Genomic DNA, 24,755 nt, shown 5'->3' on the forward strand with positions numbered 1-24,755 from the left:
TTTCGGACACTCTTGTCTGGTAAAGTCCACCAACAGGAGCCTTTAAGAAGACATTGAAAAAGACGTACACCCCGGAACTCAAAGAAGAAGCCGTGAAGCTGGTGCTGGCGCAGGGCCTGTCCATTGAGCAGGTGGCGGCACGCGTCAGCATTCCAAAAGGGACGCTGGCCAATTGGCTTTGTCGAATTGACGACGTGGCTGGCCCTGTCAGGTAGACTGTGCCACCCGAAGACTTAACTATTTGACATGCTCAGCTTCAAAGGAAAGCGTTTTCCCACCGATATCATCCTGGTTTGCATCCGGTGGTATGCAGCCTATCCGCTGAGCTACCGGCACATCGAAGAAATGATGGGAGAGCGCGGCGTGTCGGTCGACCATTCAACGATCAATCGCTGGGCCATCCGTTTTCTGCCAGTGATCGAAAAGCAGTCGCGCAAGCACAAGCGCCACTTCGGCACGAGCTGTAGAATGGACGAGACGTACATCAAGGTCAAGGGCATCTGGAAGTATCTCTACCGTGCTGTCGACAAGCAGGGTAAGACCGTCGATTTCCGGTTCTGTCGCATTGGCGAACGTCGGCGGTGCGGTCGGGTAAACTGCGGTGCCCAAATCCAGGACGAATCGACATGCTCAACTTCAAAGGTATGCGCTTTCCGATTGACGTGATCTTGGTCGGTTCTGTCGCGCTGCTGGTCAAGCGGCGGAATTTTTCCGGAACGGCACTGTACCGCTCAAACTGCACAGACCATTCCTGCCAGCGCAGAAAATTGGTCGGCGAACGACATGGCATCGGCGCCGTTGATTGCGAACTGGCCCTTGCGGATCATGTGCATCAGTTCGATGCCGGCGAGCACGGAGCCGGCGGCGCGGAATGATTTGAAGTTGAGCATTGGCCTGGTCACCCGCTTGATGGCTCGATGGTCCTGCTCGACGATGTTGTTGAGGTATTTAACCTGGCGCACAAGGATCTGCACGTCGCGGCCGGCGTTGATCGCATCAATGGCCGCCTTGTTGGCACCGCTCTTGTCCATCGTGACCTTGTTCGGATCGGCGTTCGCTCCTATTGCCTTGTCAAAGAAGCGCTTCGCCGCAGCTATGTCGCGCTTGGCTGTCAGCAGGAAGTCGACGGTCTTGCCCTGCTTGTCGACAGCGCGGTAGAGGTATTTCCAGACGCCCTTGACCTTGATGTAGGTCTCATCCATGCGCCAGCTGCCGCCAACCGGGCGCTTGTGTTTCCGGGCCATCTTCTCGATGAGCGGCAGGAAACGAATGGCCCACCGGTTGATCGATGAATGGTCAACCGACACGCCGCGCTCTTCCATCATCTCCTCGAGGTGCCGGTAGCTTAGCGGGTAGGCCGCATACCAGCGGATGCAGACCAGAATCACATCGATCGGAAAGCGCATCGCTTTGAAGTTGAGCATGTCGATTCGTCCTCGGTTCGGGCGCCGCAGTTTACCTGATTGGCCCGCCGGCGCTTGCTAACGCGACAGAACCCGCGCCTGAGTTCCGCACAAGCTGCTAGCGGCTGGTCAAGTTGTGTCTATGCAAAACCCGCGCTTCTCTCTGTTTTAGCTGCCTACGCAGCCGCCTTGATTGCCTTTTCGATCCGGGCGGCGCGCTGGTCTGCTTTAAGGCTGTTCACTACGAGAATTGCATGAATCATGCCCGGAATCCAGCCCAGCAGAGTGAGAAAAATATTTAGTACGGCCTGGATTGGTTTGCCGCATAAAAGGACCGCCAGTGGCGGCAAAATGATGGCGAGAATGTAACGCAATTTGAGCCTCTGGGAAACTTGTTAGGAAGAAATATAACAGTAACAAATGCAATGACGGATGTCAAAATCGACGACCGGCTGCCCTTCAAACTGTTGCTTTATTGAACAGCCTATGGCGCGAATGAATTCAAGCGTCTTTGCCCTGAGTGAACGGCCAACCTCATCGCCAAACGGCAACTGAGTGAGTGGCGGCCGTGTGCAAGAGCGTTTGCTGCTCAATGAGGCCAGACCCCGCCCGAAGTACAAGTGGCGAATGCTCTCCCTGAATTTTCTTACACACACGCGCGTGCGTGCGTTCGGAAAGCGTGCGGAAATATTAACGACGCATCCCGCCAAATTGCACGCGCTGAACTACTTTCGCTTTCGGTTACGGTTACGGTTGCGGTTGCGGTTGCGGTTGCGGGCAACAGCTTAGCGTCCCCAGCCAACCGCTTCTGACCTGTCTGCCGCGCGCGCAACAGGAGACAGCCGTGCTGGACACTTACTGGTGCTGGTTGCCCTCGCGTGCGGTTGCCTGAGTACCCCGCATTGACTAGCACCAGCGCTATGAAGCTGGCAGGCGAGTAGAATACTTGCGAACCTTAGTTCAATCCCCTTCGGCAGAGCAGGTAAGGACCGAAGTTCCTGAAAAGTACATGTCGAGCAGCGAGTCCTTTGCGGGAGTAACTTTGCGAGTAACTTTTATCAGAGTCATAACAAGACCCGCACCCCATGCGGGCTTCAAGAGATTGTTCAGTAGACGCCGCCGGACGTGTCTACATGGCCGGAGTAGGCGTGCCGAGGGACTCGATAAAAGCATATGAATGGTGCCTGCTCGCCGTTGCGGGAGGCGAGAGCCGGGCCGATACAGCCTTGTCGCAACTGCGCCTTCATTTACCGGTTACAAAGCGCGCCACCGCGGAGGAGCGCGTCGAGGCACGGGAGCCCAAGATAAACGCACGAACCTAGCATGCCATTGGCCTGTTTGACAAACGCAGCCTAGCCGATTAGCTCAGGCGCATTGCGCGCCAGAGAGATACCACGTCTACACAGCGACCGCGCTGCAGGCAATAATGCTCCGCACTGGGCGGCAGCAACAGCTATGTGCGTTCTAAAGGGGCCGTTGCCGTTTTGCTGGCGTGGCAACCTCGAAACGGGCAACGATTCGCGTTGAATTTTGCTGCACGAACCTGATCTGAGCAGATTCAGCAGGTATAGGGGAGAGGAAACGCTGTTGCTGTTCTGCTCCGTCCAGCACCAGTTGAAGCTGATGGGCGTAGCGAGCTAAATTTTTGACAACTTTTGACGCAAACCATTATGATTCTCGCTTGAGATTAAGGTTCGATAAATTCCATGTCAATAATTGTACGCTACTGGTTCACTGTTCTTGTTGTGACGCTCAGCGCGCCAGTATATGCTCAGTACGCGTCGGTAACAGAGGCGGCGAACTCTCGCCATTCAGCAACGCAAAAAGTCTTGGAAGCCGCGCGTGAAAAATACTTGGGCCGAACGTTTTGGATCGTCCCAGATGCGGACGCCTTCCATCGCAATGAATTTCTTCAGAACTTCCGCTATGGCGAAGCCGGCGGACGTGGTAAATTTGTTGTGACGGAGGCAACTTCATTCGTCGTCGAAGCGTTTGACGAAGACGAGACCGGTGGGAAATACGTAAAAGTTCGCTTTCCTGACGGGAAAATCGCTTACCTCGAGGAGTACCCGCTTTTCGATGGGAAGGCCGAGTATCCCTTGTTCAAAAATTTGCTCCGTCCAGGAGAGCGAAGGCAGAAAGGTGATATTGAGCACATACTCCCTATGTCGCCTGAGCAGTTTCGTAGTGCTGAACGTAAACGGCGTGAAAAGTCGGCCGCTGTCGCCGCCGCTGCTGCTGCCACGCGCAAAGCTAGAGGAGGAGTTAGGGTTGGCATGACCGCAGAGCAGGTACGCGCGTCCAACTGGGGCAAGCCAGAGAAAATTAATCGTAGTACCGGTTCCTACGGCGTTCACGAGCAGTGGGTTTACGGAAGTGGCAATTATATCTATCTCGAAAATGGCGCTGTCAGTTCCATCCAGAACTGAAGAATACGGGCAAAGAAATTTGCAGAATGGCAGCTGATACCGCTTCTACGCACGTTGAAGTAGAATTCTGAAGGGTTATTCCGCATTTGAAAGCGTCGATCCGCAGGATGCTGCGCCCGTCGGACCTCTTTAAAATCAATTGCAAGAATTTTTCGGAAATGCCAAGGCATGGTCTTCAATGCCCGACGCACTCGCACGGCAGATACCATTCTCTCACGCAGCAATTGCATGAAATGCGGGAGTTCCCGAGCGAACGTTGACGCCTGCTTGCTTTAGAATCCAAGCTTCCAGCTTCTCATGATGAATTCGGAGAAGATCCAAGGGGCGATTCGTATAGTGTTTCTCAACCGTAGCGCTCGGCTTATGCCCTTGGACTTGTGCGATCACACCAGCAGGCAAGTCGAGCCATTCTGACAGCGACTTGAAGGATCGCCTAAGCCCATGCAACGTTAGCCCTCCTATGCCAGCAACAGCACATACGGAGTTGAGTTGATAGTTTGGACTAGTGATATGTCCACCTTTCGTACTTGAGAACACCCAATCATTCCGGCGGGGTAGGGCAGCAAGAAGGGTTGCAACGTATGGGGTCAGCGGAATCTCCCGTTCGCCCTCTACCTTGTCTCGAATCGTAAGCCCTTTCCATCGAAGGTTCAGATCGTCCCACCTCATTGTGATGATTTCGCCCGGCCGCGCCCCGGTGAGAAGCAGGGTCTGCAAATAAGCCGCCATCACAGGGTTGCCAAGGCTTCGAACTGCGGCAAACCATGCAGCAAGTTGTTCCCGCTGTAGCGAGTCACGTTTAACACCAGGCTTGCCCAAGACCTCGCGAGCCCTCTTGCTGCGCGCAGCATTGGTGGTGACGGCGCTGCCATAGACAGGATGTTCGATGCACCAGTTCAGAAAAGCTTTGAGCATGCGGTGCGCAAGTCTCGCACTTGTAGGCCTTTTGGCCGCCTCTGCCTTTGCCCATGCTTCGATTCGTTCTGGTGCGAGGTCGACAAGGCGCACGTCAGCGAGGGCTGCGAGCGGACCAGGTTCCGTCACTTTTTTCTTGCTTCGCGTCCGTGGTTCCCCTCCTTGTTTAATTAGCTTGAGGTGATCAGCGTAGTGGCGCTCGCCCCAGTGCGTCGACCGGTCCGCAACATAAGTTTCCCAGACTGTTTTCAAAGTGAGGGCGTCTCGCGTTGCTGCGTGTTTCGCAGCCAGGTCAGCGGCAGCCCTCGCGGCTGCAGCCAACTTCATGGCTTCGATTTCGTCTTGCTTGACCTGGCGCGGATCCTTACCGCTGTCGACGATGGTTTGTAGCCTCCTGGCTTCGCTCTCGGCGCGTTCGATTGTCCAGGCCTTGGGCGAACCGATGGTCATGCGGATCGTCTTGCTCGCCAGGGTGGACTGAAAGATAAATGCTTTGGCTCCGGTGCTGGTAACCCGCAGTGCTAGCTGATGCACCGTCGCGTGCCACAGGAACGACTGCGATTTCCCGTCCTCGCACCTGAAGGCCTCAATCCGGCCTGCTGTCAGTTTTACTCTCGACATTTATCGCTGTGCCCTTGTCCGCTGATGAGTTTCATGTAACGGCTATGTAAGTGAATTTTAAGTATATCAATGAACTCTCATCAACACCAAGAACCCGTGATAAAATTCTAAGACTATGATTTTTAAAGCTTTTGTCGAAATATTCAACATTATTCAACGAGCCTGAATCCCCATTTTTGCGGACTCATAATCCGTTGGTGCCCTGTTCGCCTCACGGGAGGCCTACCAATAAAATTAAGGGGTTAGCTATTTAAGCGAACCCTTTTTCGGTAATCCTAAGCTCCGTGCGATGCGATGAAGGAGCGTTCATGCCGAGCGACTCAGGATTAAGCGCGAGGCCCACGCCGGTCTTCGATCACACGGCTCTTATCAACGATTTGTATATTGTCAAAGTAGGCTCATATAGCATCAAAGTTGGAGCTTAACCATGGCGATATATCAGACGATCGACTAGGATCCATGAATTTCCGAGTCGAAAAATTTCGTTAATATGCTGGAAACAAACATTCAATGGCAGTACGTGCGACCGCTAGATGTATGCATCTAGTTGCCCGCAGTCGTGTCGACCTGGTGTTATAGGTTGTGCTCAGCCCCCACCTAGGCAGTGTGCATACAAGACGTGCGTTTCTTTGAGCTCTCAAGGTGATATCGTAGGTGTTTTGATGGTCGTGAATGTGCGCTTGCTAGCTGAATTTACCCTGTCAGTTTGACTCGCCCTCCATACCATCACGAATTCTGCGACCCGGTTGTAAGACCCTTCAGAGCCTAATTCCCTTAGTTCTTCATGAAGCTGCTTCGAGGTGCGCCGCTGCTTGCGTGACTTGGCCGACTCGGTCTTTAGCAAGCCAGAAAGTTGGAAAGCGTATTTGTCAATTGCACTGGGTGAGCGCCTGTCTGCGCAGGACGGCTCTGTCGTTTCCTAGCATAGATAGCGTCGGACGGTGTTTCTTGAGATGCCAAGTCGTCTGGCGATTTCCCACCGTGGAATCTGGTCGCGCATGGGCCAGCGTCGGATAATTACCAGTAATGACACGTTGATTACTCCAATTTTCCACTCGATGTTATAAGAAGGATTGTGTCTTAAGCGTGGGTCAGATTTTCTGATGCAAAACTATGCGGCTAAGCGGGTCAGTTTTCGGGGCAAACCAACGTTTGTCGTTGACAGCGCTATGACCAACCTAAAATCCGCTTTCCCAAGGGAAAAGCGGATTTTTTTTGTTAGGAAAAAGCGTCCTTATTATTAAACATTTTCATTTTTTGATGGGAGGTTTGGCAATGCTTGCTGTTTCCAAATTACATATTTAGTGCCGATCAGACGTGAAAGCCTCGGCAAATGTAAAGGCCCAATAGGAGTCTTTCCATAAAGATGTTGGGATTGAAAATCTAGAGCCACGACGCCGTATAAAGTAAGAATTAGTCCATCTGATAACTTGTTATGCGCATTAAATTCACAAAATTTTCTCTACTTAGCCATCTCGTCGATTTTTAACTCTATGATATTTTGCTACATCTGACTTTGTAAGGCCATATTTTTTCTGATTCGCTTTTATGGTCGCCAACCCTTGCTCTGCCTCATCACTTAGTTTGTAAAAAAATGCACTATATTCTTGTGAGAATTCGTCTAAGCTACGGACTGCCAAATACTCCAAGTACCTATATGAGTGTTGATGAGCCATTTTTAGCGCAAGACCAGCCATTTCTTTGAATCTCTCTTCCATTCTGGCTTTTTTTAATCTCATTGAAAAAAGCACGTGCGCCTCAACATGGTAATATTTTATATGCACGAGGTGATCGAATGCACTATCAAAATATTTTATGCTTTTTTCAATATTGGTTTCTATCATTGCTAACATTAATAATTTAATTCCATTGGTATATGGATTTATAACAACAAACTGATCAATAGGGATCTTTGTAGCGCCTGCCATCTTTACTCTAACGTAATTCGCTTGCATGCGTTCTAGGTGCTGACTTTTGTGCAGCGAATCTATGTATTCGTCAATTTCCTCAATACTTAGAATGCCGATGGCGAGCTTTGCTTCGAAAGTCATAAAGTCGTCTGTAGAATTGATTATTAGCGCATGATCGAAGTCACCTGTACTAAATAATAAATCTGGATATCCTTCATGAGCGCGCATGAACCGCGGCAATAAAGGGAGTACCTCAACAATATATCCTTCCATCTGGTACATGCCCAAGGCAGCTGTAGCCATACTCCTGCTCTCCAGATCGGCATCAGACATAAGAGCAACTGAACTCAGTGGGTACTCATTCTGCATATCAGCGAAAGCGTTCGTAAAATCGCCATCGAAATATTGATGATTCAATTCCATGATCCTTACTGAACTTTCCGAAACTGATCCAGGCTCGAAATTCAATTCTGCAATTTTCAAATTTTCTAAGAATGTTTTGTAAGCACAAGTATGCATGCAAAGTCTCGAAATATTCAACACATATTCGGAAATAACTTCCGAATCAAGATCGAGCTTTCCAATTTCCCGAAACGTCTTTAGGAAATTCTTTTGGTACTTCCAAAAGTACCTGCCAACCATGTGCGATTCACGAAACATTATATCGCTGAGGTAATCAGCAAAGTCACTATTATAGAAAAAAGTGTTCCTTCTATATTTGCGGATGTCTGCAGCACTACGTTTGATAAATGCGTGCTCTGCAAAACGTCCCACTATAGATTGAAGGGAAACATTGCTTTTATCCATCTCGACGAGCGATTTCGATTCCAATGATTTGATCAAAGAATCTGTGACGATTAAACTGGTAGCAGGATTATTTTGAGAGTTATTTTTTCGTTTATTTTTATTTGGTGACAAGGCGGATATTCTTTTGAAACCTTCGATGCTTATGCCCGACGGGAAAAGAGATAAAATTTCAAAAGCGGACTTTTCTTTATCATTTAGATTCCCATAGGAATATTGAATAGAAGCGAAAATCGAACGCTTTCTTTCAACATTCCGATCAGATTTTGACGTAAATATGTCAACGTCTTCATCCTTCAATTTTGCAAATACATCCTCACTTAGTTCCCTAGCAAGAAATCCCATATTCTTTGTCTTCGGGACGTTCCTCGTAACCAACTTAATTGCTAGTGGGTTATTGTCCAAGAGCTCTTCCAATATTTCTTGGCGAATAAATTTTTCCTCTGTGGCGGAAAACTGACGATTATCGAGGCCAGTCAGAAAAAGCTGGTACGCTTCATCAGTGGTCATAGCTCTAAGTTCAATAACCGATTCATTGTCAAATTCGAGAAGCTCGCGGCTTGTCAAAAGCACTGTGCAGTAAGATGCGAAAAAATTAATAGAGCTCTTGATCTCATCAATGTCATCAAGTAGCAGCAAACTTTCGGCATTATCGAGAATAATTAATCTATCTTCCAAACCCTTATGTTCACGCATACTCCCACGAATATCGTTAGATGCAGATAGATCGAACACCACTCCAAATTGCTGAAGTAGAGTCACGGAACTATCAATAAACTCACAGTCGATGAAGTTAATTCCAGCTGAGAAGCGATATCGTGATCTAAACTCGAGCGCAGCACGTTTTGCTAGTGCCGTCTTCCCCATGCCGCCGGCACCTTTTAGTGTCACAATATCATTTCTCTCATTAGCTTCTAAAACTCTCTTACACAGGATCCGTAAGTCGTCGGCTCGACCAACAAAGTTCCTTTTATTATTTGGATCTATCAGATCCGACAAAGGCGATAGCTTGCGGTATTCGCGGCACTGATCGCTTGATACCTGTAGAGCAAAGTCGTTTGAGTTTATTAAAATGTTATCTGCACCTAAATCCAACGTTTTCTTCTTGAATAGTTTAAAGGCAACGCTACTGTACTGTGCTTGATCGAATTTTCCGTAAATGGCTACCGGCATACCGCATGACTTGGCTTTCTCTAACGCTTCTACGTCGAGCTCTAAGGAGTCCAAAAAGACAAATATTCCCAGTAAGTTAGCTGTAGAAATATTATCAAGCAAATCATCAATACCGATCCGCATCGAAGCAAACGCTGCATCCTCTACAACGAGGTTACCCTTTAAGACACTGCTGACAATAAATACGTACTTAAAATCTTCAAGCGCCCGGAGATTTTCAAGATCTAATGAGTAATAATGGACGTCACCTTTCAGTTTTTTGAGTTCAAGCATCAAACCGGAATCGGTGTATCGGCGATTTATTGGATCAGCAACTAAAATCGCAATCCTTTGTACTTCGTTTATCGCACTCTTTTTTTCTATATCTGAAGCAGTGATAGATTTCTCAGAAGACGGCCGTAATTTCTCAATTAGCTGGACTAGTGGTGGGCCAAAGTCGGAGAAACAAATAATCTCAAATGGTAGCTCTTTCAACTTCTCGCGCACCACTTGCTCGTCATTTTTATGCACAAGTGCGAAATGAGGGCCGACATTTTCCGCGAACAATTTAGACATTTCAGAAATCTTATGCAGAAGTTCTGCATCAGATAAACTGCAACCTACAAATAACATTCGCTTAGTGGTCAATATACTAGATAAAGCTGAGATCGCGGCAGCAAAATGTGAATCCGCAGAGTAAAGGTTTTTGTAGCTTTCTCCCGTGAAGATTATAGACTCTGGGTTGTCAATTCTGCCGTGCAGATGCCATACAAAATGCCGCAAATCATTTGGGTCCAGAAAGTTTGCTAATTGTGATGACTGTGTATTATCAAATTCTATGACTGTGCGCGTGGGACATGTTATCCTCAAGACTTTATCGAAATTCAGTGTTACTAATTTCTTGCTGATTTTCCATAGACTTTTTGGGAGGTCTAATGAACTTTCATCTATGCTCTCTATGGGGATATCGAACGTAGCATTGAAGAAATCCTGCCAGGTAGAACCAACAAAGTTTTTCTTCGCAAAATCTGCGGCCATTTGATATTCTTGAGTTATCGCGAGGGCTCGGATCGCAGACGCCTGAGGATTTTTTCCGTGAATTTGTAAAGTTGCCGCAGCCTTCTCTAATACCTCCGCCCAGGATGGGTAGACGCGCACTCCAGAAGGACTTAACAGCGACATCGACACGCCTGCGCCTACGATAGGAAGTAAGTTTCCTGCCAACGCAGATTCTTTTAAAAGAAAATTCTCGGTAGTCATATTTTCTGTATAGAATTCAAATATAGACAATGTATTACTATATTTTCCGTTAGTCAATATAATTTGGTGAGAGCCTGCATCTATCGACTCAAGCGATAACAATTCTAACTATTTCGACAGCTGTCGAGCCAACTCATGGGACCTGCGAGATTTCGATTTTTACGACTTCGGAAGGATTATCTGAGACTTTGTCTTGACATGGCGATACGAATTTTCAGCTCAGCGTTGCTGCAAATGAATGAGCAAGCTGTCGATCGTTGAGGCAGGGTCCAGTAGTATTCGCTAACTCTTGTTTAAAAACTATCAAAGGCATCGTAAGTTCTAGATCCTAGTGATAATATCTCTGGGTCCGGACTCTTTTTATAGGGCTTAGTAGATGAAAATTTACGGATACGCACGAACAAGCACGATTTCACAGGTTGCGGGGTTGGCTGATCAGGTTGCAAAGCTCAAGGCCGCAGGTTGCACCGATCAGGCGATTTATTCCGAACAGATCAGCAGCGTCAATGGCTGATCGAATAGAATTTTCAGAGGTTTTGGCAAAGCTTAATAATAGTGATGTCCTGGTGTTCACTAGCTTGTCTCGGGTCGCACGCTCGATGGTCCACATGATTGAGATTGAAGCTGCTGTAGCTGGCGCTTCCATTCGCATTCTCGATATGAATGTTGACACCAGCATGCCACAAGGACGTCTCACCTTTAACCTATTCGGGTCCATCGCACAGTTCGAGCGGGAAATCGTGCTTGAACGTCAGAAAGTAGGCATCGCCGTTGTAAAGGAGGCCGGAAAGTACAGAGGCCGAGCCTCCACAGCAAAAGCAAAGGCATCCAAGGTACTGTCGTTATACGCCGAGGGTTTGACGAAACAGGGAATTGCAGATTCCTGCTCCGTTGGTATCGCATCTGTGTACCGAATTCTCAAATCGGCTGCGTAGTCGATTTAAACACGCTCTGAAGAGGTCGTGTCTGCTAAGAACAGCCAGAAGCACAAGGGAGCAGGGCTTGAGATCCATGACATGCAGGCCAAAGCTTAAATTAGGCTCGAATGGCACTAACCTATCCGCTAACTGATATCACTAACAATTTTCCGCTATCAGTTAATGCATCCTGCGCCGCGCCAAGGCGCGGGACCTTATCAATCGAGATATTAGCCTCCATGGCCGATTCGATAACTCCTCTTGCATCTGCATTTCAAACCTTGAACAGTTTCGCGCCGCTGGCGTCGAAGCTATCTTGGATGTGCATTCTAACCTCACACTCAAAAAACTGCGGCACTCAACGTGCGCCGCTCAGAAGTAGGTGAGGCCGAAACGCGGCGCGATCACGCCTCCAGCTGACATCGTGTGCTGCAGCTAGCCATCTCGCAGCACACGATGTCACGCGCGAGCGCCTCGACGGCGTTGGTAGCCGACATCACATTCGAATATTTCGACTACGAGCACGCTGAGGGCACTTTACCGCTTCCCTATCTACAACACTGTCGGCAAGACTGTAGTGGTCAAGTATTTCTGGACACGACGATAAGTTCTTTCTTTGCCATTGCGCATTCATAGACGCTGGGCGGCAGATTGCCCAATACAGAATGCAAGCGCTCGCAGTTGTAAAGGCCGGCGATGTAGTTAGCCACATCAAGCTGGGCTTCGACTCGATTCGCGTCGTAATAATAATGTTCCACTTAATCAAGCCAAGTTCGATGCGCTATGCAGCTTGTCTTACAATGCCGGGGCAAAGGGCCCCTCGACCACTTCTAATCTTGTGAATAAAGGGGACTTTGCTGGGGCGGCCGCAAATATGGCATTGATGATCAAGGTCCAAGTGGTCGTGGACGGCAAGAGGAAATACGTCCATTGCACCGAGCCTCATAAAGCGGCGAGCTGAAGAATGCGCCCCGTTTCTTATGAAAGATACTTCAGCTGCCGCCAGTAAATGAGGAGAATGGAGATGTCTTTTCTTGCATGTACGGCTTTGACTAAGCGCTGCAATTTATTGTTGTTTATTGTACTCATTGCTATGAGCATATTGCCATCCGCTCACGCCTCGGACTCGATTGAGCGCAGAGTCACTGGTGAATGGCGATTTACTGCTGCGCTTGACGGTGCGGAGATTGCCCCCCTCGACGAGAATGAAGCACAACAACTACTTGGCCAAGTTTTTACAATAAGAAAAGAGCAGGTAAAATTTGTAAAAATGGACTGCGGAAAAACGGCGTTCGAAGCGCACAAGGTCGAACCACAGCTTCATTTGCGCGAAGCGTTTCATGCGAGTTCAAAGGAACTCGGTATGCCTACGCCAGTTACGGTCTTCGACCTGAGCTTTACTTCGGTCTTTATCACCAAGCCAAACCACTTGGTCATTTTTTGGCAAGGTTGGTTTTTTGATGCTGTGCGAGTCAAGAAATAATGAACGTCAGTGACCTACGCAACTTGCCCTAAAGCCCTGCACAAGCCGGAGGTCCAGCAATAAAAAGGGTTAGCTGACAAGCTGACCCTTTTTTAATCACTCAATGCGTCGGTTCAGCAGGCGGAATCCCATCCAGCGCCAGATGACGAGGCAAACTCATCGTAAATGCACAGCCCACACCCGGAAAATCCTCCACCGACAGCTGACCACCATTACGCGAAATGCTCTGGCGCGCAATCGACAAGCCCAGGCCCAGCCCCGAGCGATCATCGCCACGTTGCGTGAACGGTGAAAACATTTTTTCTGCATTCCCCGCTGGCAAACCACCACAGTGGTCTCGCACAACGATCAGAACACGTTGCCCTTCCGCATAGGCTGTCAGTGAGACGGCGGTATGCGCGCATGTAAATTTCAGCGCGTTATTGAGCAGATTGGCCAGCGCGGCGAGTAACAGATCCCGATCGCCCTGAATGGCCAGCAGCTTGTCGACGTCAGCGACGACGAGTGCCGAGCCTCGCGTGTCAGCTTCAAGTTGCGCCGAATCACGTGCTTCGTGAATAAAATCGGCAAGCGAAAAAACACCCTTCGGCCCCGACGCTGCGCCCTCGGTTCGCACATCTTCCAGTGACAGGTTAATCAGGCGCTGCATCGCCGCGTGCCCACGTTTGAGCAAGGCGCCGGTTGCGCCTGAAATGGACAGATGGCCAACTTCCATCGCCGCAACCGCCATGGTGGCCACGCTCAGTGAATTGCGAAGTTCATGCATCAGGAAACCAAGGCGCTCGTTGGTTTCGGAGGCGTGGCGATCAGAGACGGCGCAGTCGCGTTGGAATGAGAATTCAGTGACGGCACTGGCGATGGCATTGTCCAGGCAGCGGTTGAGGGTACGAAATTCATTCGCTGAAAATGGTGCGTCGCGCTCGATGGCCAGGTCCGTGATCGCCTGGCACAAGTCGCCATAATCGTGGACCACCTGGTCCACCGTGTAATTCAGCGCAAGCAACGCGGCGCCATGCGCGGCAGCCGTCGCGCCCATTTCTGATGCGTCCTTTCTCTCGCCCCCGGAGGCGCCAGAGATGGCCATCGCAGCCGCTGTGTCAATCATTTCTTCTGCGTGCAGCGTTTTGGTTAATTGCTCCAAAAACATGGGTATGCCAGTACGCAGTTGCTCTCTGGATGCGTTCCGTTGAGGGCGCTTGTTCACTTTGTCGATACACCGCTGGATCAGATCGTCGGCATTGTTGGACAGGAATTCATACATCATGGTCGGCCTCCCAGGCAAGACGCCTGCAGCCTCCATCGGTGTGAGTGCTGTATGTCAGAACGTTATTCGTCCAATTGTAGGGCGAAATCATGAAGCACAGCGTTCGGCGAAACATTGACATGCCATATCCGCTTGCCGCGGGGCGTGGAATCTGGTCGAGCACCATTCATCGGGCGTGCAAAGCCATGCATAATGACGGATTAGGGCCACGGCCAGATTCTTCTGACAGACATTCGCATGGTTATTCACACCGCCGCAGATACACAGCGTACGCACAACGATATCGACGTCGGCGTGCGTCTGGTCGACGCTCTGCGGCACCACGCGGGCGCTGCGCAGGGCATGCCTGTCAACTACAAGGACTTGCTCAGGCAAGCCCGTCTTCTGTATCCGAAAGACCTGATCCTCGACCGCGCAGTGCAGGTTGGTATTGGCGCAAAACTCCGGTTCGTCGAGGCGTTCTGCGCGGCCCATGACTACCCCAATCTGGCGTCGCTGGCCGTTGGGCCGACGACCATGCGGCCGCCTGCGCAGTACGAGGGCGACTGGGACGCTGACCGCCACGCCGTTGCCGCATTCGACTGGACCACGATCGACGCGCAGCTTGCCGACTACGCTGCGACCGCACGCGCCGCCGTGTCGGCACGCCTGAAGCCGCGCAAGGAGCGGCCCGCCGACGTTTCGTGGTACGCCTATTTCTGCTCGCACCGCAAGGAATGCGCCTGGATGGGGCAGGAGGACAAGCAGGAAATCGTCAACCTGATCATGGCGGGCATCGATCCGGATACCGCCATGAAACGGGTGCAGGTCGCCAGAACCGAATTTGGTGAAACAGCGTAATACGGTGCCAGTTCAACGCGGTTGTGTGTCGGAAGTTGGCGGCGCCGCCCTGACGCCGGTGGGCGCTTGCTCCGTGCGCACCAGGGCGCCGCTGCGGTCCAGCACATAATGATCCAGATCGCGCGCCAGGATCAGATTGCCGTTGTACTGCGCGCGTGCCTCATCCTCCAGCAGCGACATCGGCAGCGCGCCACGGTCCTGATAGCGCGGACTGAAATGCGTCAGCACCAGATTGCGCACGCCCGCTTCTTCGGCAAAGCGCGCTACCCGCATTGCTGAAGTGTGTTGCGGGCCCGGCCCGATCTTTTGCAGCACGTCTTCGGTGTAGGTCGCCTCGTGTACCAGCACGTCTGCGCCATGCGCTGCGGTGGCCAGCAGCTCTGGCCGATCGTTGTCGCCGGCGACGACGATGCGCCGCGCCCTGCGTGGCGGCAGCAGGTAGTCTGTCGCCTTGATGACGCGCCCATCGGCCAGCGTCACATCGCGCCCTTGCTGGAGATCGCCCCACAACGGCGACGCCGGCACGGCATCCGCCCGCAATTTTTCCGTGTCCAGATGGCGCGCCATTGCCGCCTCCGTGAATCCATAGGCCCAGCAGGGAAGGCCGTGTGACAACGCCGTTGCATCCACCGCCAGCTCGGGCATGAGCGGCGCATCGGCCAGGTCACCAGCCAGGTCGTTCGGCGTCAGCCAGACGAGCGGGAAGGGTAGACTCAGCTGGCTCGCCACCATGATGGCTTCGATCATGCCGCGCAGCGGCGGCGGGCCGACGACCGTCAAGGCGTCGCTGCGGCCCGCCATGGCGGCGCTGGCGAGCAGTCCCGGCAGGCCGTAGCAATGGTCGCCGTGCAGGTGCGTGATGAACACGGCGCGCAGGCTCATGACGGACAGGGGTGTGCGCAGGATGCGGTGCTGCGTGCCTTCGGCGCAATCGATCAGGATCCACTGCCTGGCGCCGCGCAGGCGCAGCGCCAGGCCGGACATATTGCGTTGCCGGGTCGGCGTGCCGGCCGACGTACCCAGGACAATGATTTCCATAAGCGGTTCCCGTGAAGTGACGTTGCCATTATCCGTCACGCCAACGCAAACCGGCAGAAGCTCATTCGCGCGTGCCCGCAGGCGACGCCGATGCCGCGGCAGGGATCATCGGCGCCGCAAACGGCGTCACGCCAAACAGCAGCGAGCGATGCGCGCCGACGCCCGCCATCGCGCCATCGGCCACCGACAGCGCCACCGAACTGGCGGCGCGCATCGCGTCGCCAGCGGCGAACACGGCGGGCACCGTGGTCTGCCGGCCTTCGTCCGTGCGAATGAATGGCCCCAGCGGCCCTTGATCGAATGCGCAACCGAGTTGCTCCGCAATCGGGCTGGCCATGTGCACGCGCCCGTAGGTAAACAGCCCGCTCATGATTTCCTGGCGTCCGTCTTCCAGCACGACCGTGGCGACATTCACCAGCCGGCGCACCGGCGTCTCATCGACCTCCACGCCGCGTGCGTGCAGGTCGGCCCGTTGCGCGTCGTCGAGCGGGCACACGCCGTTGGTGAACAACGTCACCTGGCCCCAGTGCGGCAGCATCTGCGCCTGGTGCACCGACAGCGGGCCGCTCGCCAGCACGCCGATGCGGCCCTCGTTCAGTTCGTAGCCGTGGCAGTACGGGCAGTGAAACACGCTCTTGCCCCAGCGCTCGGCCAGGCCGTCGATGGGTGGCAGGTCGTCGCGCACGCCGGTGGCCAGCACGAGGCGTGCAGCGCGTACGGTGCCGGCACCATCGAGTTCGACGACGAACGCATCGCCATCCCGGCGTGCCGAGGTCGCGGTGCCATCGTGCCAGTCCACGTTGGGATAGGCGGCAACGTTGGCGCGGCCCCCGGCGGCGATGTCGGCGGCCGGCTGGCCGTCGCGCGTCAAAAAGCCGTGCGAATTGGCGGCGTAGCGGTTGCGGCGCTGGCCCGCGTCGATTACCAGGATGCGGCGCCGTGCGCGCGCCAGTTGCAGCGCGGCCGACAGGCCGGCGTAGCTGCCGCCGATGATGATGGCGTCGTAGTCACTGTCAAAAACAGATGCAGGTGTCGGTTCAGTCGTGTTCATGCTTGGGCCTCGTATGAAGGTGATTGTCGTAACGCCCGTTGAAGTCGCGCGACAGGTCGGCCAGGCTCACCTGGCCGAGGCGCTCGACCAGCAGCGCTTCGGCGTCGGCAAAGGCGCTTTCGAGCGAGGCATTCACGACGCGCTCGACCAGGCAGTCGCTGTGCTCGTTGCGGTTGCCCATCGCGAACACCGTGGGCGCGCCGACGGCATCGTAGACATCGCGCAGCGTGACCTGGGCCAGGTCGCACGTCACGGTCCAGCCGCCGCCATGGCCGCGCTCGGAGCTGATGTAGCCGCGTTTGCGCAGGCCGGCCAGCACGCGCCGCACCAATACCGGGTTGGTGCCGAGCATGCCAGCCATCTGCTCCGAGGTCATCGGGCGGTCGCTGTGGGCCAGGTGCAGCAGCACGTGGAGGACGGAAGAGAGTTTGCTGTCGCGTTTCATGTAACTAATGATAGTACAAAAACGGTCAGCAGATCACGACGCGCTGAAAAAACGGGAATTTACGGCAGCTCGGTGCGGGAAACGATGGGTTCGGTGGGTGTGGCGGAAGTGGGCGGCAGCTTGAGGGTCGGCAGGTACCACCACATATACGTGCTCACGCAGGCGCCGATCACGCCCATCATGATCAGGATCGCGATGCTGTCGAAGTGGCGCGACGACCATGCCATCGAGCCCCACAGCATCACCGTCGCCACGATCTTGCCCTTGAGCGGAATGCCGTGGCCGGCCTCGAAATTGGCAATGTACTTGCCAAATACCCGGTGCCCGATCAGCCAGCGGTGCAGGCGCACTGAGCCACGCGCGAAGCAGGCCGAGGCCAGCAGCAGGAAGGGCGTCGTCGGCAGCAGCGGCAGGAAAATGCCGAGGATGCCCAGCAGTACAGCGAGCACGCCGAGGACGTTGTAGAAGACTTTCATGGCGTTACTCTAGCACCCTCGGATCAAACTTGTCGAAATGACTATTCAGTATGCATCGTCTGCGACTCACCCGCATGAAGCGTGGTTGTCCCGTATATCGTTACGCAACTTTAAATTCCCCTTTGCAACTTTTGGCGCATAAATCAGTATAATGTCGGGTCCAACGACGGGCGCGTTTTTTTTGGTAGTACCAGGAATTGTTTTGACGCCCGGCTATCCATTCCATGTGCTGCCGTCTGTTGCCTGGCTCGATCCGGCCGTCTTCCATGCCTTATCCCATGTCGTCCCATACATCCGTGGCCGTGTTCGGCGGCTACGTCAGGCGCCGCGTACTGCGCCACCTGCTGCAGTACCTGGCGCTGATGCTGCTGGTCGTCTGGGGCCTGGTCGCCGTCGAGCAGGCGCGCTTTGCCGAGCTGGCCGAAGCCGGCGGCAAGAGCAATGTCCAGAACCTGTCGCGCGCATTTTCGGAAGAAGTCAAGGCCACCGTCGGGCTGATCGATCTGTCGCTGGTCCAGCTGCGCGGCACGTGGCAGCGCGATCCGGCCGATTTCGCCCAGGGTGTGGCCGAGCACGCGCGTCATCTGCGCATGCCAATCCATTTCACCGTCACCGATGCCGCCGGCCGTCTGCTGTACTCGAATGATGATGCTGGGCCGCCGGGGCTGGCGCTGGGAGAGTTGCCCGAGTTCGCCATTCACCGCACGCAGGCCGGCGACCAGTTGTATGTTGGGCGCCCCGAGAGACATCGCGTCAGCGGGCAGTGGTCGGCCCAGTTTACACGCCCCATCCGCGATGCCGGCGGGCGCTTGACGGGCGTGATTGCTGCTGCGGTTCCGCCGTCGTATTTCCTGCGCTTTTACAACAGCATCGATCTGGGCCCGGATGCCGCTGTCAGCCTGATGCGGCTGGACGGCACCATCATCGCGCGCAGCTCGCGCCCGGACGGCGAACGCTATATAAGCGTCAATATGGCGCAGGCGCCGCATCTTCGCGCCAAAGGTAACAGCGGCATGTTCCGCAAAGTCAGCTTACTCGATGGTATCGAGCGCTTCTTTGCCTGGTACAAGATGCCGGACTACGGCCTGGTGGTCACGGTCGGCCAGGCCGTCCACGATGCTGAAGCGCGCTTCAACCAGCAAAGTGCGATGATGCGCAATGTGGGCGTGGTCGTCTCGCTCGTGCTGGGCCTGCTGGGCTGGGCGGCGATCGGCGCTGCCGACCGGCGCCGGCGCGCGCTCAGGGCGCTGGCGGCCGCCGAGGCGCGCTGGAAGCTGGCGCTCAACGCTGTCGGCGACGGTGTCTGGGATTGCGATGTCACAAATGGCACGGCGCTGCTCTCTCCCAGTGCGCAGCGCATCCTCGACAGCGAACACGCAACCGTGTCGTGGTTCGGCAGCAAGGGCCTGGGCGAGCTGGTGCACCCGGACGAGTTCGATTCCGTGCGCAAGGCCTTGCGCGAGCATATCGACGGCGTCACGCCGGACTATGCGATGGTCCACCGGATCCGCATGCGCGATGGCAGCTGGCGCTGGATCGAGGCGCGCGGCACCGTCACCGAATGGGGCGAACGTGGCGAACCGCTGCGCATGGTCGGCACGTTCTCGAACATCGACGCACGCAAGCAGGAAGAAGAGCGCATGCGGCGCATGGCGCATGAAGACCCGCTGACGAAGCTGCCCAACCGCGTGCTGCTCGACGACCGCATGCGCCAGGCGATCCGGGTCGCGGCGCGCGACGGCCACAAGGTGGGCCTGATCTATTTTGATCTCGACAAGTTCAAGCCGGTCAACGACACCTACGGCCACGCGGTGGGCGATCGTCTGCTGTGCATGGTGGCCGGGCGCGCGTGCGCGGTGCTGCGTGAATCGGACACGCTGGCGCGGGTAGGTGGCGACGAATTCGCCGTGCTGCTGCCGCGCTGCGCGCAGGCCAAGGACACCGAGCGCGTGGCCGTCGCCATCCTGGCCTGCCTGGAACAACCGTTCATCGACGGCCCGCGCGAACTGAATATCTCCGGCAGCATTGGTTACGCCATGTATCCCGATTGCGGCGACGATGGCGAAGCGCTGCTGCACTGCGCCGACCTGGCGATGTACGACGCCAAGGCGCACGGGCGCAACCGGATCTCGGGCCGCTACCGCACCCGCGTCGGCTGACAGCCGGCGGCCGGCATCACAGCAGCGCGCCCATGTCTGGCGCAGCCTGCGTCGGCAGCACATGCGCCGTATGGCGCGGCAGGTAGATCGTTACCGTGGTGCCGGCGTCCGGCTTGCTCGCCAGCCGGATCTGCCCGCCGCTCTGGCGCACGAAGCCGTGCGCCATCGACAGTCCCAGTCCCGTGCCTTTGCCTTCCGGCTTGGTGGTGAAGAACGGCTCGAACGCGTGTTCCATCACTTCGGGCGGCATGCCGTGGCCCGTGTCGGCCACCGTGATCATCACGTAGTCGCCCGGCGCCAGCTCGGCATCGAGCTGGCCGGCGGCAGTGCTGATCGTCACGTTTGCCAGGCGCAGCGCGATGTGGCCACCGCCGTCCATCGCATCGCGTGCATTGATGATCAGGTTGAGCAGCACGTGCTCGAGCTGGTTGGGATCGACCAGTGTCGGCCACAGGTCGGGCGCGCTGCTGCGCTCGAGCTTGACGGCGTCGCTGGCGGCGCGCTGCAGCAGGCTGTCGCTGCGGTCGAGCAGCTCGGCCACGTTGACCACGCTCGGGTGCAGCGGCTGGCGCCGCGCAAACGCGAGCAGCTGACCGGCCAGTTTCGAGCCGCGTTCGACCGCATCGAGCACGTTGTGCAGGCGCTTGCGCGTGGGCGGACCATCGGCGCGCAGCATCAGCTGCACGTTGGCGCTGATGATGTGCAGGATGTTGTTGAAGTCGTGCGCCACGCCGCCGGTCAGCTTGCCGACCGCTTCGAGCTTTTGCGCGCGGTGCAGCGCCATGCGCGCTTCGACCAGGCGCGCCTGGCGCTGCAGTTCGCGTTCTTCGGCGGCGCGCCGCGACGTGATGTCGCGCACGAATACGGTGGCGCCGGCGCCGTCCGAGGGCGGCAACAGCGCCACCGCCAGTTCGACCGGCACGCGCCGGCCGCTCGTGTGCAGCACTTCGGTCTCGGCCGGCTGGCCGGGCAGCGGGCCCACGCCACTCCTGGCAAACGCGTCGAACGCGCTGCGGAAGGCCGCATGGCCTTCGGCGGGCAGCAACTCCTCGGCCCGACGGCCGATGGCGTCTTCGGCTTCCATGCCGAAGATCTGCGACGCCTGCGCGTTCCAGTCGGTCACGCGCCCCTGGCGGTCGAGCGCGACGAAGCCGTCGTAGGCGGTTTCGAGAATCACGCGGGTACGGCGGCCGTCGGCGGCGATGCGGTCGTGCGACTCGCGCAATTCGAGCGTCATCGCGTGCGCCAGTTCCAGCGCGCGCCGGCGCGAGCTGGCCAGCAGCCATACAATCAGGCTGGCCAGGGCGCCGAGCATGATGCCGGCGAGGGCGATCATGCGCGGCCTGGCGGTGTCGAGCGTGGCGTCCAGCGCGGCGCCGGAGCCCATCCGCACGGTCCAGACACGGCCCGCGATCATCATCCGCGTGGTCGTGGAGAGGCGCGGCGCCGTGTGCGTGGCGACGCCGGCCGACTGGTACAGGAGCGTCGCCGGTGAGAGAGTGTCGCCATCGTGGATCGTGACGTCGAGTTCGGGCGCGCTGACGCCGCCCACGCGGCGCATCAGCTCATCCATGCGAAACGGCGCGTAGATCCAGCCGGTCAGCGCGGCGCGGCGCTGCGCGGCGTCGTCGGTCAGGCGGCCCGTGCGATACACGGGCAGGTACATCAGCACCCCGGATTCGGCGCTGCCATCGTCTTCCTGGACCAGCACCACCTTGCCGCTCAGGGTCGCCTGGCCGCTGTCGCGCGCCGCTACCAGGGCCGCGCGGCGCGTCGGTTCACTGGCCATGTCGAAGCCGAACGCGCGCAGGTTGCGGGCATTGAACGGCTCGATGTGCGAGATGACTGCCAGCACTGTCCCGGCTGGCGGCTCGCCTGGCGCCTGCTGCACACGGTAATCGGGAAAGCCATCGGCGCGCACCTGCGCCTCGTGCGCCGCCACGTCGCCGGGCGCCAGCCGGGTGGCGATGCCGAGCGCGCCGATGCCGGGGAAATTCTGCACCAGGTCCAGGCTCTGGTAATACTCGCCGAACACGGCGCGCGGCAGGTCGACCGAGCCGCGCAGGAAGCCCCGTGCGCTTTGCAGCACTTGTTCATAGACGAGCATGCGCCGGCTGATGTTGTAGGTCATCGCGCGGGTGCGATAATCGAAGGCTTCGCGCAGCTGCGCCTCGGCATTGCGCTGCGCGCTCGACCACGCTGCCCAGGTCACCAGCAGCGTGAGCACGAACACCAGCAGCGCCATCAATAGTGGCGCATGGCCGGCGGTGGGCGGCGGCGGTGAGGCAGGAGGGCGGGTGGGAGTCTGCTGCATGTCCTTGTGTAGTGCAGCCGTGGTGGCGCAGTAGATGGGAGCGGTAAGGTCTCCACAGGATACGCACCCTCGCATTCACGGGGCGCACGCAACTTTGCTAATTTGTTAATGAGCTGTCGATCGGGCTCGTCCCTTGTTAATTTATTTTATGAAACATTCTAGCCGGAATCGCCTTTCTTGTAAGTACGAGGGTGCAATATGAGGCAATTTCTGCATCGCCATCTGCCATTCACGGTGCTGGCCGCGGCGCTTGGCTTGGCCGTGCTGTGGAGCATGCTGGCGCCGATCAAGGGGCGCAGTCACCAGTTACTATTGGCATTTCCACCCGGCGTGACGGTGAGTGGCATGACTGTACCGGGCGAAATCCGCCTGACGCGTGGCGTGCAGGATGTGCTGCTTCTACGCAACAGTGACCGGGTGCCAATCGTGTTCGGTCCGCTCAAGGTTGCGCCCGGGCGCGACGTGCGTCTGCCATTCAGTGACGAAGGCGTGTTCGAGTACGTGTGCCCGCCGGTGCTGGGCAAGGTGGTGCGCGTGCGCGTGGTGGCCGCACCCGGTCCCGGCTGGGCGCGCCTGGTCTGGCGTCTGGGCAGCCTGCGCCAGTGGGTGCGCTACCTGCCGCTGCGCTCGCCGCAAGACTGATGGGCTGCGGCGCGGGCTCTGAGGCGGGGTGATCCGCAGCAGCCGTGGGCCCGGGCAATCGTGTCCCGTGTTGGCGGCGATTCTGTCATCATGAACCCATGTCGACGATTTCCATGCCACTGTTCCCGCTCAGTACGGTGCTGTTTCCGGACGGGGTGCTGCCGCTGCAGGTGTTCGAGGTGCGCTACCTCGACATGATCAGCCGTTGCATCGTCGACGGCACGCCGTTCGGCGTTGTCCTGCTCACCAGCGGGCACGAGGTGCGCAAAGCCGACGCCGGGCAAGAGCGCTTCGTGGCGGCCGGCACCATCGCCTCGGTCACCGAAACCACCGCTGAATCCCCTGGCCTGCTGCAGGTGCTGTGCCGTGGCGGGGCGCGCTTCAATGTCGTCACCGCCGAGCAGCGCGTCAACGGCCTGTGGGTGGCCGAAGCCGAACTGGCCGAAGACGACCAGATCGTGCGCATTCCATCCGAGCTGCAGGGCGCCGCCGATGCGCTCGACCGCGTGCTCAGTTCGCTGCACGAAGTCCCGCAGCACCGCTGGCCGGTGCAGCCGCCGTTCCGGCTCGACGACTGTGGCTGGGTCGCCAATCGCTGGTGCGAGCTATTGCCATTGCCCAACCAGCAAAAGCACAATATGCTGATGCTTGATAATCCCGTGATCCGGCTCGAACTGCTGCACGATGTCCTCGACGAACATGGGTTGATCACTTCCTAGCCGCTCATCGGGGTCCAGCCAGCATGACATTCTCGGACGACTTGCTCATTGCGTACATCAACGGCGACCTTGCCGAACCGGCGCGTGCGGCGGTCGAACGGGCTGCGCGGGCCGATCCGGTCCTGGCGGCGCGCGTGGCCCAGCTCCGGGCCGAACTGCGTAGCGGGCACGGGCGCAGCATCGGGGTGTCGGCCAATGGCCACGATGGCGGTCCCAACGCGCAGCGCGCCGTGCCGCACGGGGCCAAGGTGGTGCACCTGAACAGCCTGCGCCCCGGGCGCCCGATGCCAATGCCGCAACCTCCCGCGCCCAACCGCGTCGTCGGTCTGCACTGGGTGACGCTGGCGGCGGCCCTGCTGGGCAGCGCCATCCTGGGCGCGTTCGGCTGGCATCACCTGGGGCAGGGCACGGGCGTGGCCGTGCTCGACCATGACAACGGCGTACTGATCGCGCGCGGCGCGCTGGTCACGGCCCTGGCCGAGCAACTGGCCACGCCGGGCCCGTCCGACAGCGGCGTGCGCATCGGCATCACGTTCGTGGCCAAGGATGGCGGCTATTGCCGCAGCTTCGTGGTCGATACCACCGCGGGCCTGGCCTGCCTGCGCCGCGGGCGCTGGACGATTCCGGTCCTGTCCCAGGGCACGGCCGGCGCTGCCTGGCTCGACGGCAGCATTCCGCCGCCTGCCGTGCGCGCCGCCATCGAGGCCCGCATCGCCGGTAACGCGCTCGACCCGGCCGCCGAACGCGCCGCCCAGCAACGCGGCTGGATCCGGTAAGGATGGCATCGCCGCGCGCTGCACACTTCCCGGTGTTTCTTCTGATAAACTGCTTAAAAAAGTGGCGGGCATATACAGGGGTGCCGATTTCGGGTATCTTGTCACCCGCTAAAAGTGTCTCTACGTCCGCTTTCTCC

General features: G+C 56.7%; 20 protein-coding genes and 2 pseudogenes. 11 read left to right on the forward strand and 11 right to left on the reverse strand.

What is annotated here, in order from left to right:
• The first annotated feature begins 53 nt into the window (after positions 1-53).
• The gene (locus tag AC56LV_RS17035; protein WP_499559334.1) at positions 54-215 is read left to right on the forward strand and encodes a transposase; all 162 of its coding nucleotides are present in this window, start codon (positions 54-56) and stop codon (positions 213-215) included.
• 31 nt (positions 216-246) lie between these two features.
• A pseudogene (locus tag AC56LV_RS17040) lies at positions 247-552 on the forward strand (IS6 family transposase); the annotation flags it as partial.
• Positions 553-731: 179 nt separating this feature from the next.
• Here the strand turns inward: AC56LV_RS17040 and AC56LV_RS17045 are convergent.
• On the reverse strand, positions 732-1,424 hold the full coding sequence (locus AC56LV_RS17045; protein ID WP_499559336.1) for an IS6 family transposase: 693 nt from the start codon (positions 1,422-1,424) through the stop codon (positions 732-734).
• A gap of 155 nt (positions 1,425-1,579) precedes the next feature.
• Entirely contained in the window at positions 1,580-1,777 is a 198-nt protein-coding gene (locus AC56LV_RS17050; RefSeq protein ID WP_499559338.1) for a YqaE/Pmp3 family membrane protein, read from the reverse strand.
• Positions 1,778-3,109: 1,332 nt separating this feature from the next.
• Here AC56LV_RS17050 and AC56LV_RS17055 point away from each other — a divergent pair.
• Positions 3,110-3,832 carry a hypothetical protein gene (locus AC56LV_RS17055; protein ID WP_499559340.1) on the forward strand — a complete coding sequence of 241 codons (723 nt, stop codon included), beginning with the start codon at positions 3,110-3,112 and terminating at the stop codon, positions 3,830-3,832.
• A 213-nt stretch (positions 3,833-4,045) separates the two neighbouring features.
• Here AC56LV_RS17055 and AC56LV_RS17060 read toward each other — a convergent pair whose 3' ends face one another.
• The 3 genes from AC56LV_RS17060 to AC56LV_RS17070 all read right to left on the reverse strand — a co-directional run bounded on the left by AC56LV_RS17060 (position 4,046) and on the right by AC56LV_RS17070 (position 10,494).
• Positions 4,046-5,368, reverse strand: coding sequence for a tyrosine-type recombinase/integrase (locus tag AC56LV_RS17060; RefSeq protein ID WP_499559342.1), 1,323 nt, complete (start codon positions 5,366-5,368; stop codon positions 4,046-4,048).
• A 637-nt stretch (positions 5,369-6,005) separates the two neighbouring features.
• Positions 6,006-6,212 carry a hypothetical protein gene (locus tag AC56LV_RS17065; protein WP_499559344.1) on the reverse strand — a complete coding sequence of 69 codons (207 nt, stop codon included), beginning with the start codon at positions 6,210-6,212 and terminating at the stop codon, positions 6,006-6,008.
• Positions 6,213-6,834: 622 nt separating this feature from the next.
• Positions 6,835-10,494, reverse strand: a complete 3,660-nt coding sequence (locus tag AC56LV_RS17070; protein WP_499559346.1) for an SIR2 family protein — start codon at positions 10,492-10,494, stop codon at positions 6,835-6,837.
• Positions 10,495-10,870: 376 nt separating this feature from the next.
• Here AC56LV_RS17070 and AC56LV_RS17075 point away from each other — a divergent pair.
• The 3 genes and pseudogenes from AC56LV_RS17075 to AC56LV_RS17085 all read left to right on the forward strand — a co-directional run bounded on the left by AC56LV_RS17075 (position 10,871) and on the right by AC56LV_RS17085 (position 12,894).
• A pseudogene (locus AC56LV_RS17075) lies at positions 10,871-11,429 on the forward strand (recombinase family protein).
• A 772-nt stretch (positions 11,430-12,201) separates the two neighbouring features.
• Positions 12,202-12,372 (forward strand): hypothetical protein, encoded by a 171-nt coding sequence (locus tag AC56LV_RS17080; RefSeq protein WP_499559348.1) that lies wholly within the window; start codon positions 12,202-12,204, stop codon positions 12,370-12,372.
• A 63-nt stretch (positions 12,373-12,435) separates the two neighbouring features.
• Entirely contained in the window at positions 12,436-12,894 is a 459-nt protein-coding gene (locus AC56LV_RS17085; RefSeq protein WP_499559349.1) for a hypothetical protein, read from the forward strand.
• A gap of 100 nt (positions 12,895-12,994) precedes the next feature.
• On the opposite strand, the gene AC56LV_RS17090 is transcribed toward AC56LV_RS17085, so the two are convergent.
• The gene (locus AC56LV_RS17090) at positions 12,995-14,158 is read right to left on the reverse strand and encodes a sensor histidine kinase (RefSeq protein WP_499559351.1); all 1,164 of its coding nucleotides are present in this window, start codon (positions 14,156-14,158) and stop codon (positions 12,995-12,997) included.
• Positions 14,159-14,395: 237 nt separating this feature from the next.
• Here AC56LV_RS17090 and AC56LV_RS17095 point away from each other — a divergent pair, with 237 nt between their 5' ends.
• Positions 14,396-14,998, forward strand: coding sequence for a hypothetical protein (locus AC56LV_RS17095; protein WP_499559353.1), 603 nt, complete (start codon positions 14,396-14,398; stop codon positions 14,996-14,998).
• Between the two features lie 12 nt (positions 14,999-15,010).
• Here AC56LV_RS17095 and AC56LV_RS17100 read toward each other — a convergent pair whose 3' ends face one another.
• The 4 genes from AC56LV_RS17100 to AC56LV_RS17115 form a co-directional block, all read right to left on the reverse strand.
• The gene (locus AC56LV_RS17100) at positions 15,011-16,036 is read right to left on the reverse strand and encodes a ribonuclease Z (protein ID WP_499559355.1); all 1,026 of its coding nucleotides are present in this window, start codon (positions 16,034-16,036) and stop codon (positions 15,011-15,013) included.
• Between the two features lie 61 nt (positions 16,037-16,097).
• Positions 16,098-17,087 (reverse strand): NAD(P)/FAD-dependent oxidoreductase, encoded by a 990-nt coding sequence (locus AC56LV_RS17105; RefSeq protein ID WP_499559356.1) that lies wholly within the window; start codon positions 17,085-17,087, stop codon positions 16,098-16,100.
• Positions 17,074-17,532: an Rrf2 family transcriptional regulator gene (locus tag AC56LV_RS17110; RefSeq protein ID WP_499559358.1), complete on the reverse strand. Its 459-nt coding sequence runs from the start codon at positions 17,530-17,532 to the stop codon at positions 17,074-17,076. The genes AC56LV_RS17105 and AC56LV_RS17110 overlap by 14 nt, the downstream gene beginning before the upstream one ends.
• Before the next feature lie 59 nt (positions 17,533-17,591).
• On the reverse strand, positions 17,592-18,008 hold the full coding sequence (locus AC56LV_RS17115) for a YbaN family protein (RefSeq protein ID WP_499559360.1): 417 nt from the start codon (positions 18,006-18,008) through the stop codon (positions 17,592-17,594).
• 278 nt (positions 18,009-18,286) lie between these two features.
• Here AC56LV_RS17115 and AC56LV_RS17120 point away from each other — a divergent pair, with 278 nt between their 5' ends.
• Positions 18,287-20,167 (forward strand): bifunctional diguanylate cyclase/phosphodiesterase, encoded by a 1,881-nt coding sequence (locus tag AC56LV_RS17120; RefSeq protein ID WP_499559362.1) that lies wholly within the window; start codon positions 18,287-18,289, stop codon positions 20,165-20,167.
• 16 nt (positions 20,168-20,183) lie between these two features.
• Here the strand turns inward: AC56LV_RS17120 and AC56LV_RS17125 are convergent, their stop codons facing one another.
• Complete coding sequence (locus AC56LV_RS17125) at positions 20,184-22,481, reverse strand: CHASE domain-containing protein (RefSeq protein WP_499559364.1); 2,298 nt, start codon at positions 22,479-22,481, stop codon at positions 20,184-20,186.
• Between the two features lie 198 nt (positions 22,482-22,679).
• On the opposite strand from AC56LV_RS17125, the gene AC56LV_RS17130 reads away from it, so the two are divergent.
• The 3 genes from AC56LV_RS17130 (at position 22,680) to AC56LV_RS17140 (ending at position 24,618) form a co-directional block, all read left to right on the forward strand.
• Positions 22,680-23,123: a hypothetical protein gene (locus AC56LV_RS17130; protein ID WP_499559366.1), complete on the forward strand. Its 444-nt coding sequence runs from the start codon at positions 22,680-22,682 to the stop codon at positions 23,121-23,123.
• Between the two features lie 98 nt (positions 23,124-23,221).
• Positions 23,222-23,842, forward strand: coding sequence for an LON peptidase substrate-binding domain-containing protein (locus tag AC56LV_RS17135; RefSeq protein WP_499559368.1), 621 nt, complete (start codon positions 23,222-23,224; stop codon positions 23,840-23,842).
• Between the two features lie 23 nt (positions 23,843-23,865).
• The gene (locus AC56LV_RS17140) at positions 23,866-24,618 is read left to right on the forward strand and encodes a hypothetical protein (protein WP_499559369.1); all 753 of its coding nucleotides are present in this window, start codon (positions 23,866-23,868) and stop codon (positions 24,616-24,618) included.
• The last annotated feature ends 137 nt before the right edge of the window (positions 24,619-24,755 follow it).

The organism is Telluria sp. RB2R28 (assembly GCF_059685835.1).

What these genes read in the sequence shown, in the direction of transcription:
- AC56LV_RS17060 (WP_499559342.1), bottom strand. Translation starts at nt 5,368, where the DNA reads ATGTCGAGAGTAAAACTGACAGCAGGCCGGATTGAGGCCTTCAGGTGC.
- AC56LV_RS17105 (WP_499559356.1), bottom strand. Translation starts at nt 17,087, where the DNA reads ATGAACACGACTGAACCGACACCTGCATCTGTTTTTGACAGTGACTAC.
- AC56LV_RS17100 (WP_499559355.1), bottom strand. Translation starts at nt 16,036, where the DNA reads ATGGAAATCATTGTCCTGGGTACGTCGGCCGGCACGCCGACCCGGCAA.
- AC56LV_RS17110 (WP_499559358.1), bottom strand. Translation starts at nt 17,532, where the DNA reads ATGAAACGCGACAGCAAACTCTCTTCCGTCCTCCACGTGCTGCTGCAC.
- AC56LV_RS17130 (WP_499559366.1), top strand. Translation starts at nt 22,680, where the DNA reads ATGAGGCAATTTCTGCATCGCCATCTGCCATTCACGGTGCTGGCCGCG.
- AC56LV_RS17125 (WP_499559364.1), bottom strand. Translation starts at nt 22,481, where the DNA reads ATGCAGCAGACTCCCACCCGCCCTCCTGCCTCACCGCCGCCGCCCACC.
- AC56LV_RS17070 (WP_499559346.1), bottom strand. Translation starts at nt 10,494, where the DNA reads ATGACTACCGAGAATTTTCTTTTAAAAGAATCTGCGTTGGCAGGAAAC.
- AC56LV_RS17090 (WP_499559351.1), bottom strand. Translation starts at nt 14,158, where the DNA reads ATGATGTATGAATTCCTGTCCAACAATGCCGACGATCTGATCCAGCGG.
- AC56LV_RS17045 (WP_499559336.1), bottom strand. Translation starts at nt 1,424, where the DNA reads ATGCTCAACTTCAAAGCGATGCGCTTTCCGATCGATGTGATTCTGGTC.
- AC56LV_RS17140 (WP_499559369.1), top strand. Translation starts at nt 23,866, where the DNA reads ATGACATTCTCGGACGACTTGCTCATTGCGTACATCAACGGCGACCTT.
- AC56LV_RS17120 (WP_499559362.1), top strand. Translation starts at nt 18,287, where the DNA reads ATGTCGTCCCATACATCCGTGGCCGTGTTCGGCGGCTACGTCAGGCGC.
- AC56LV_RS17095 (WP_499559353.1), top strand. Translation starts at nt 14,396, where the DNA reads ATGGTTATTCACACCGCCGCAGATACACAGCGTACGCACAACGATATC.
- AC56LV_RS17055 (WP_499559340.1), top strand. Translation starts at nt 3,110, where the DNA reads ATGTCAATAATTGTACGCTACTGGTTCACTGTTCTTGTTGTGACGCTC.
- AC56LV_RS17115 (WP_499559360.1), bottom strand. Translation starts at nt 18,008, where the DNA reads ATGAAAGTCTTCTACAACGTCCTCGGCGTGCTCGCTGTACTGCTGGGC.
- AC56LV_RS17135 (WP_499559368.1), top strand. Translation starts at nt 23,222, where the DNA reads ATGTCGACGATTTCCATGCCACTGTTCCCGCTCAGTACGGTGCTGTTT.
- AC56LV_RS17085 (WP_499559349.1), top strand. Translation starts at nt 12,436, where the DNA reads ATGTCTTTTCTTGCATGTACGGCTTTGACTAAGCGCTGCAATTTATTG.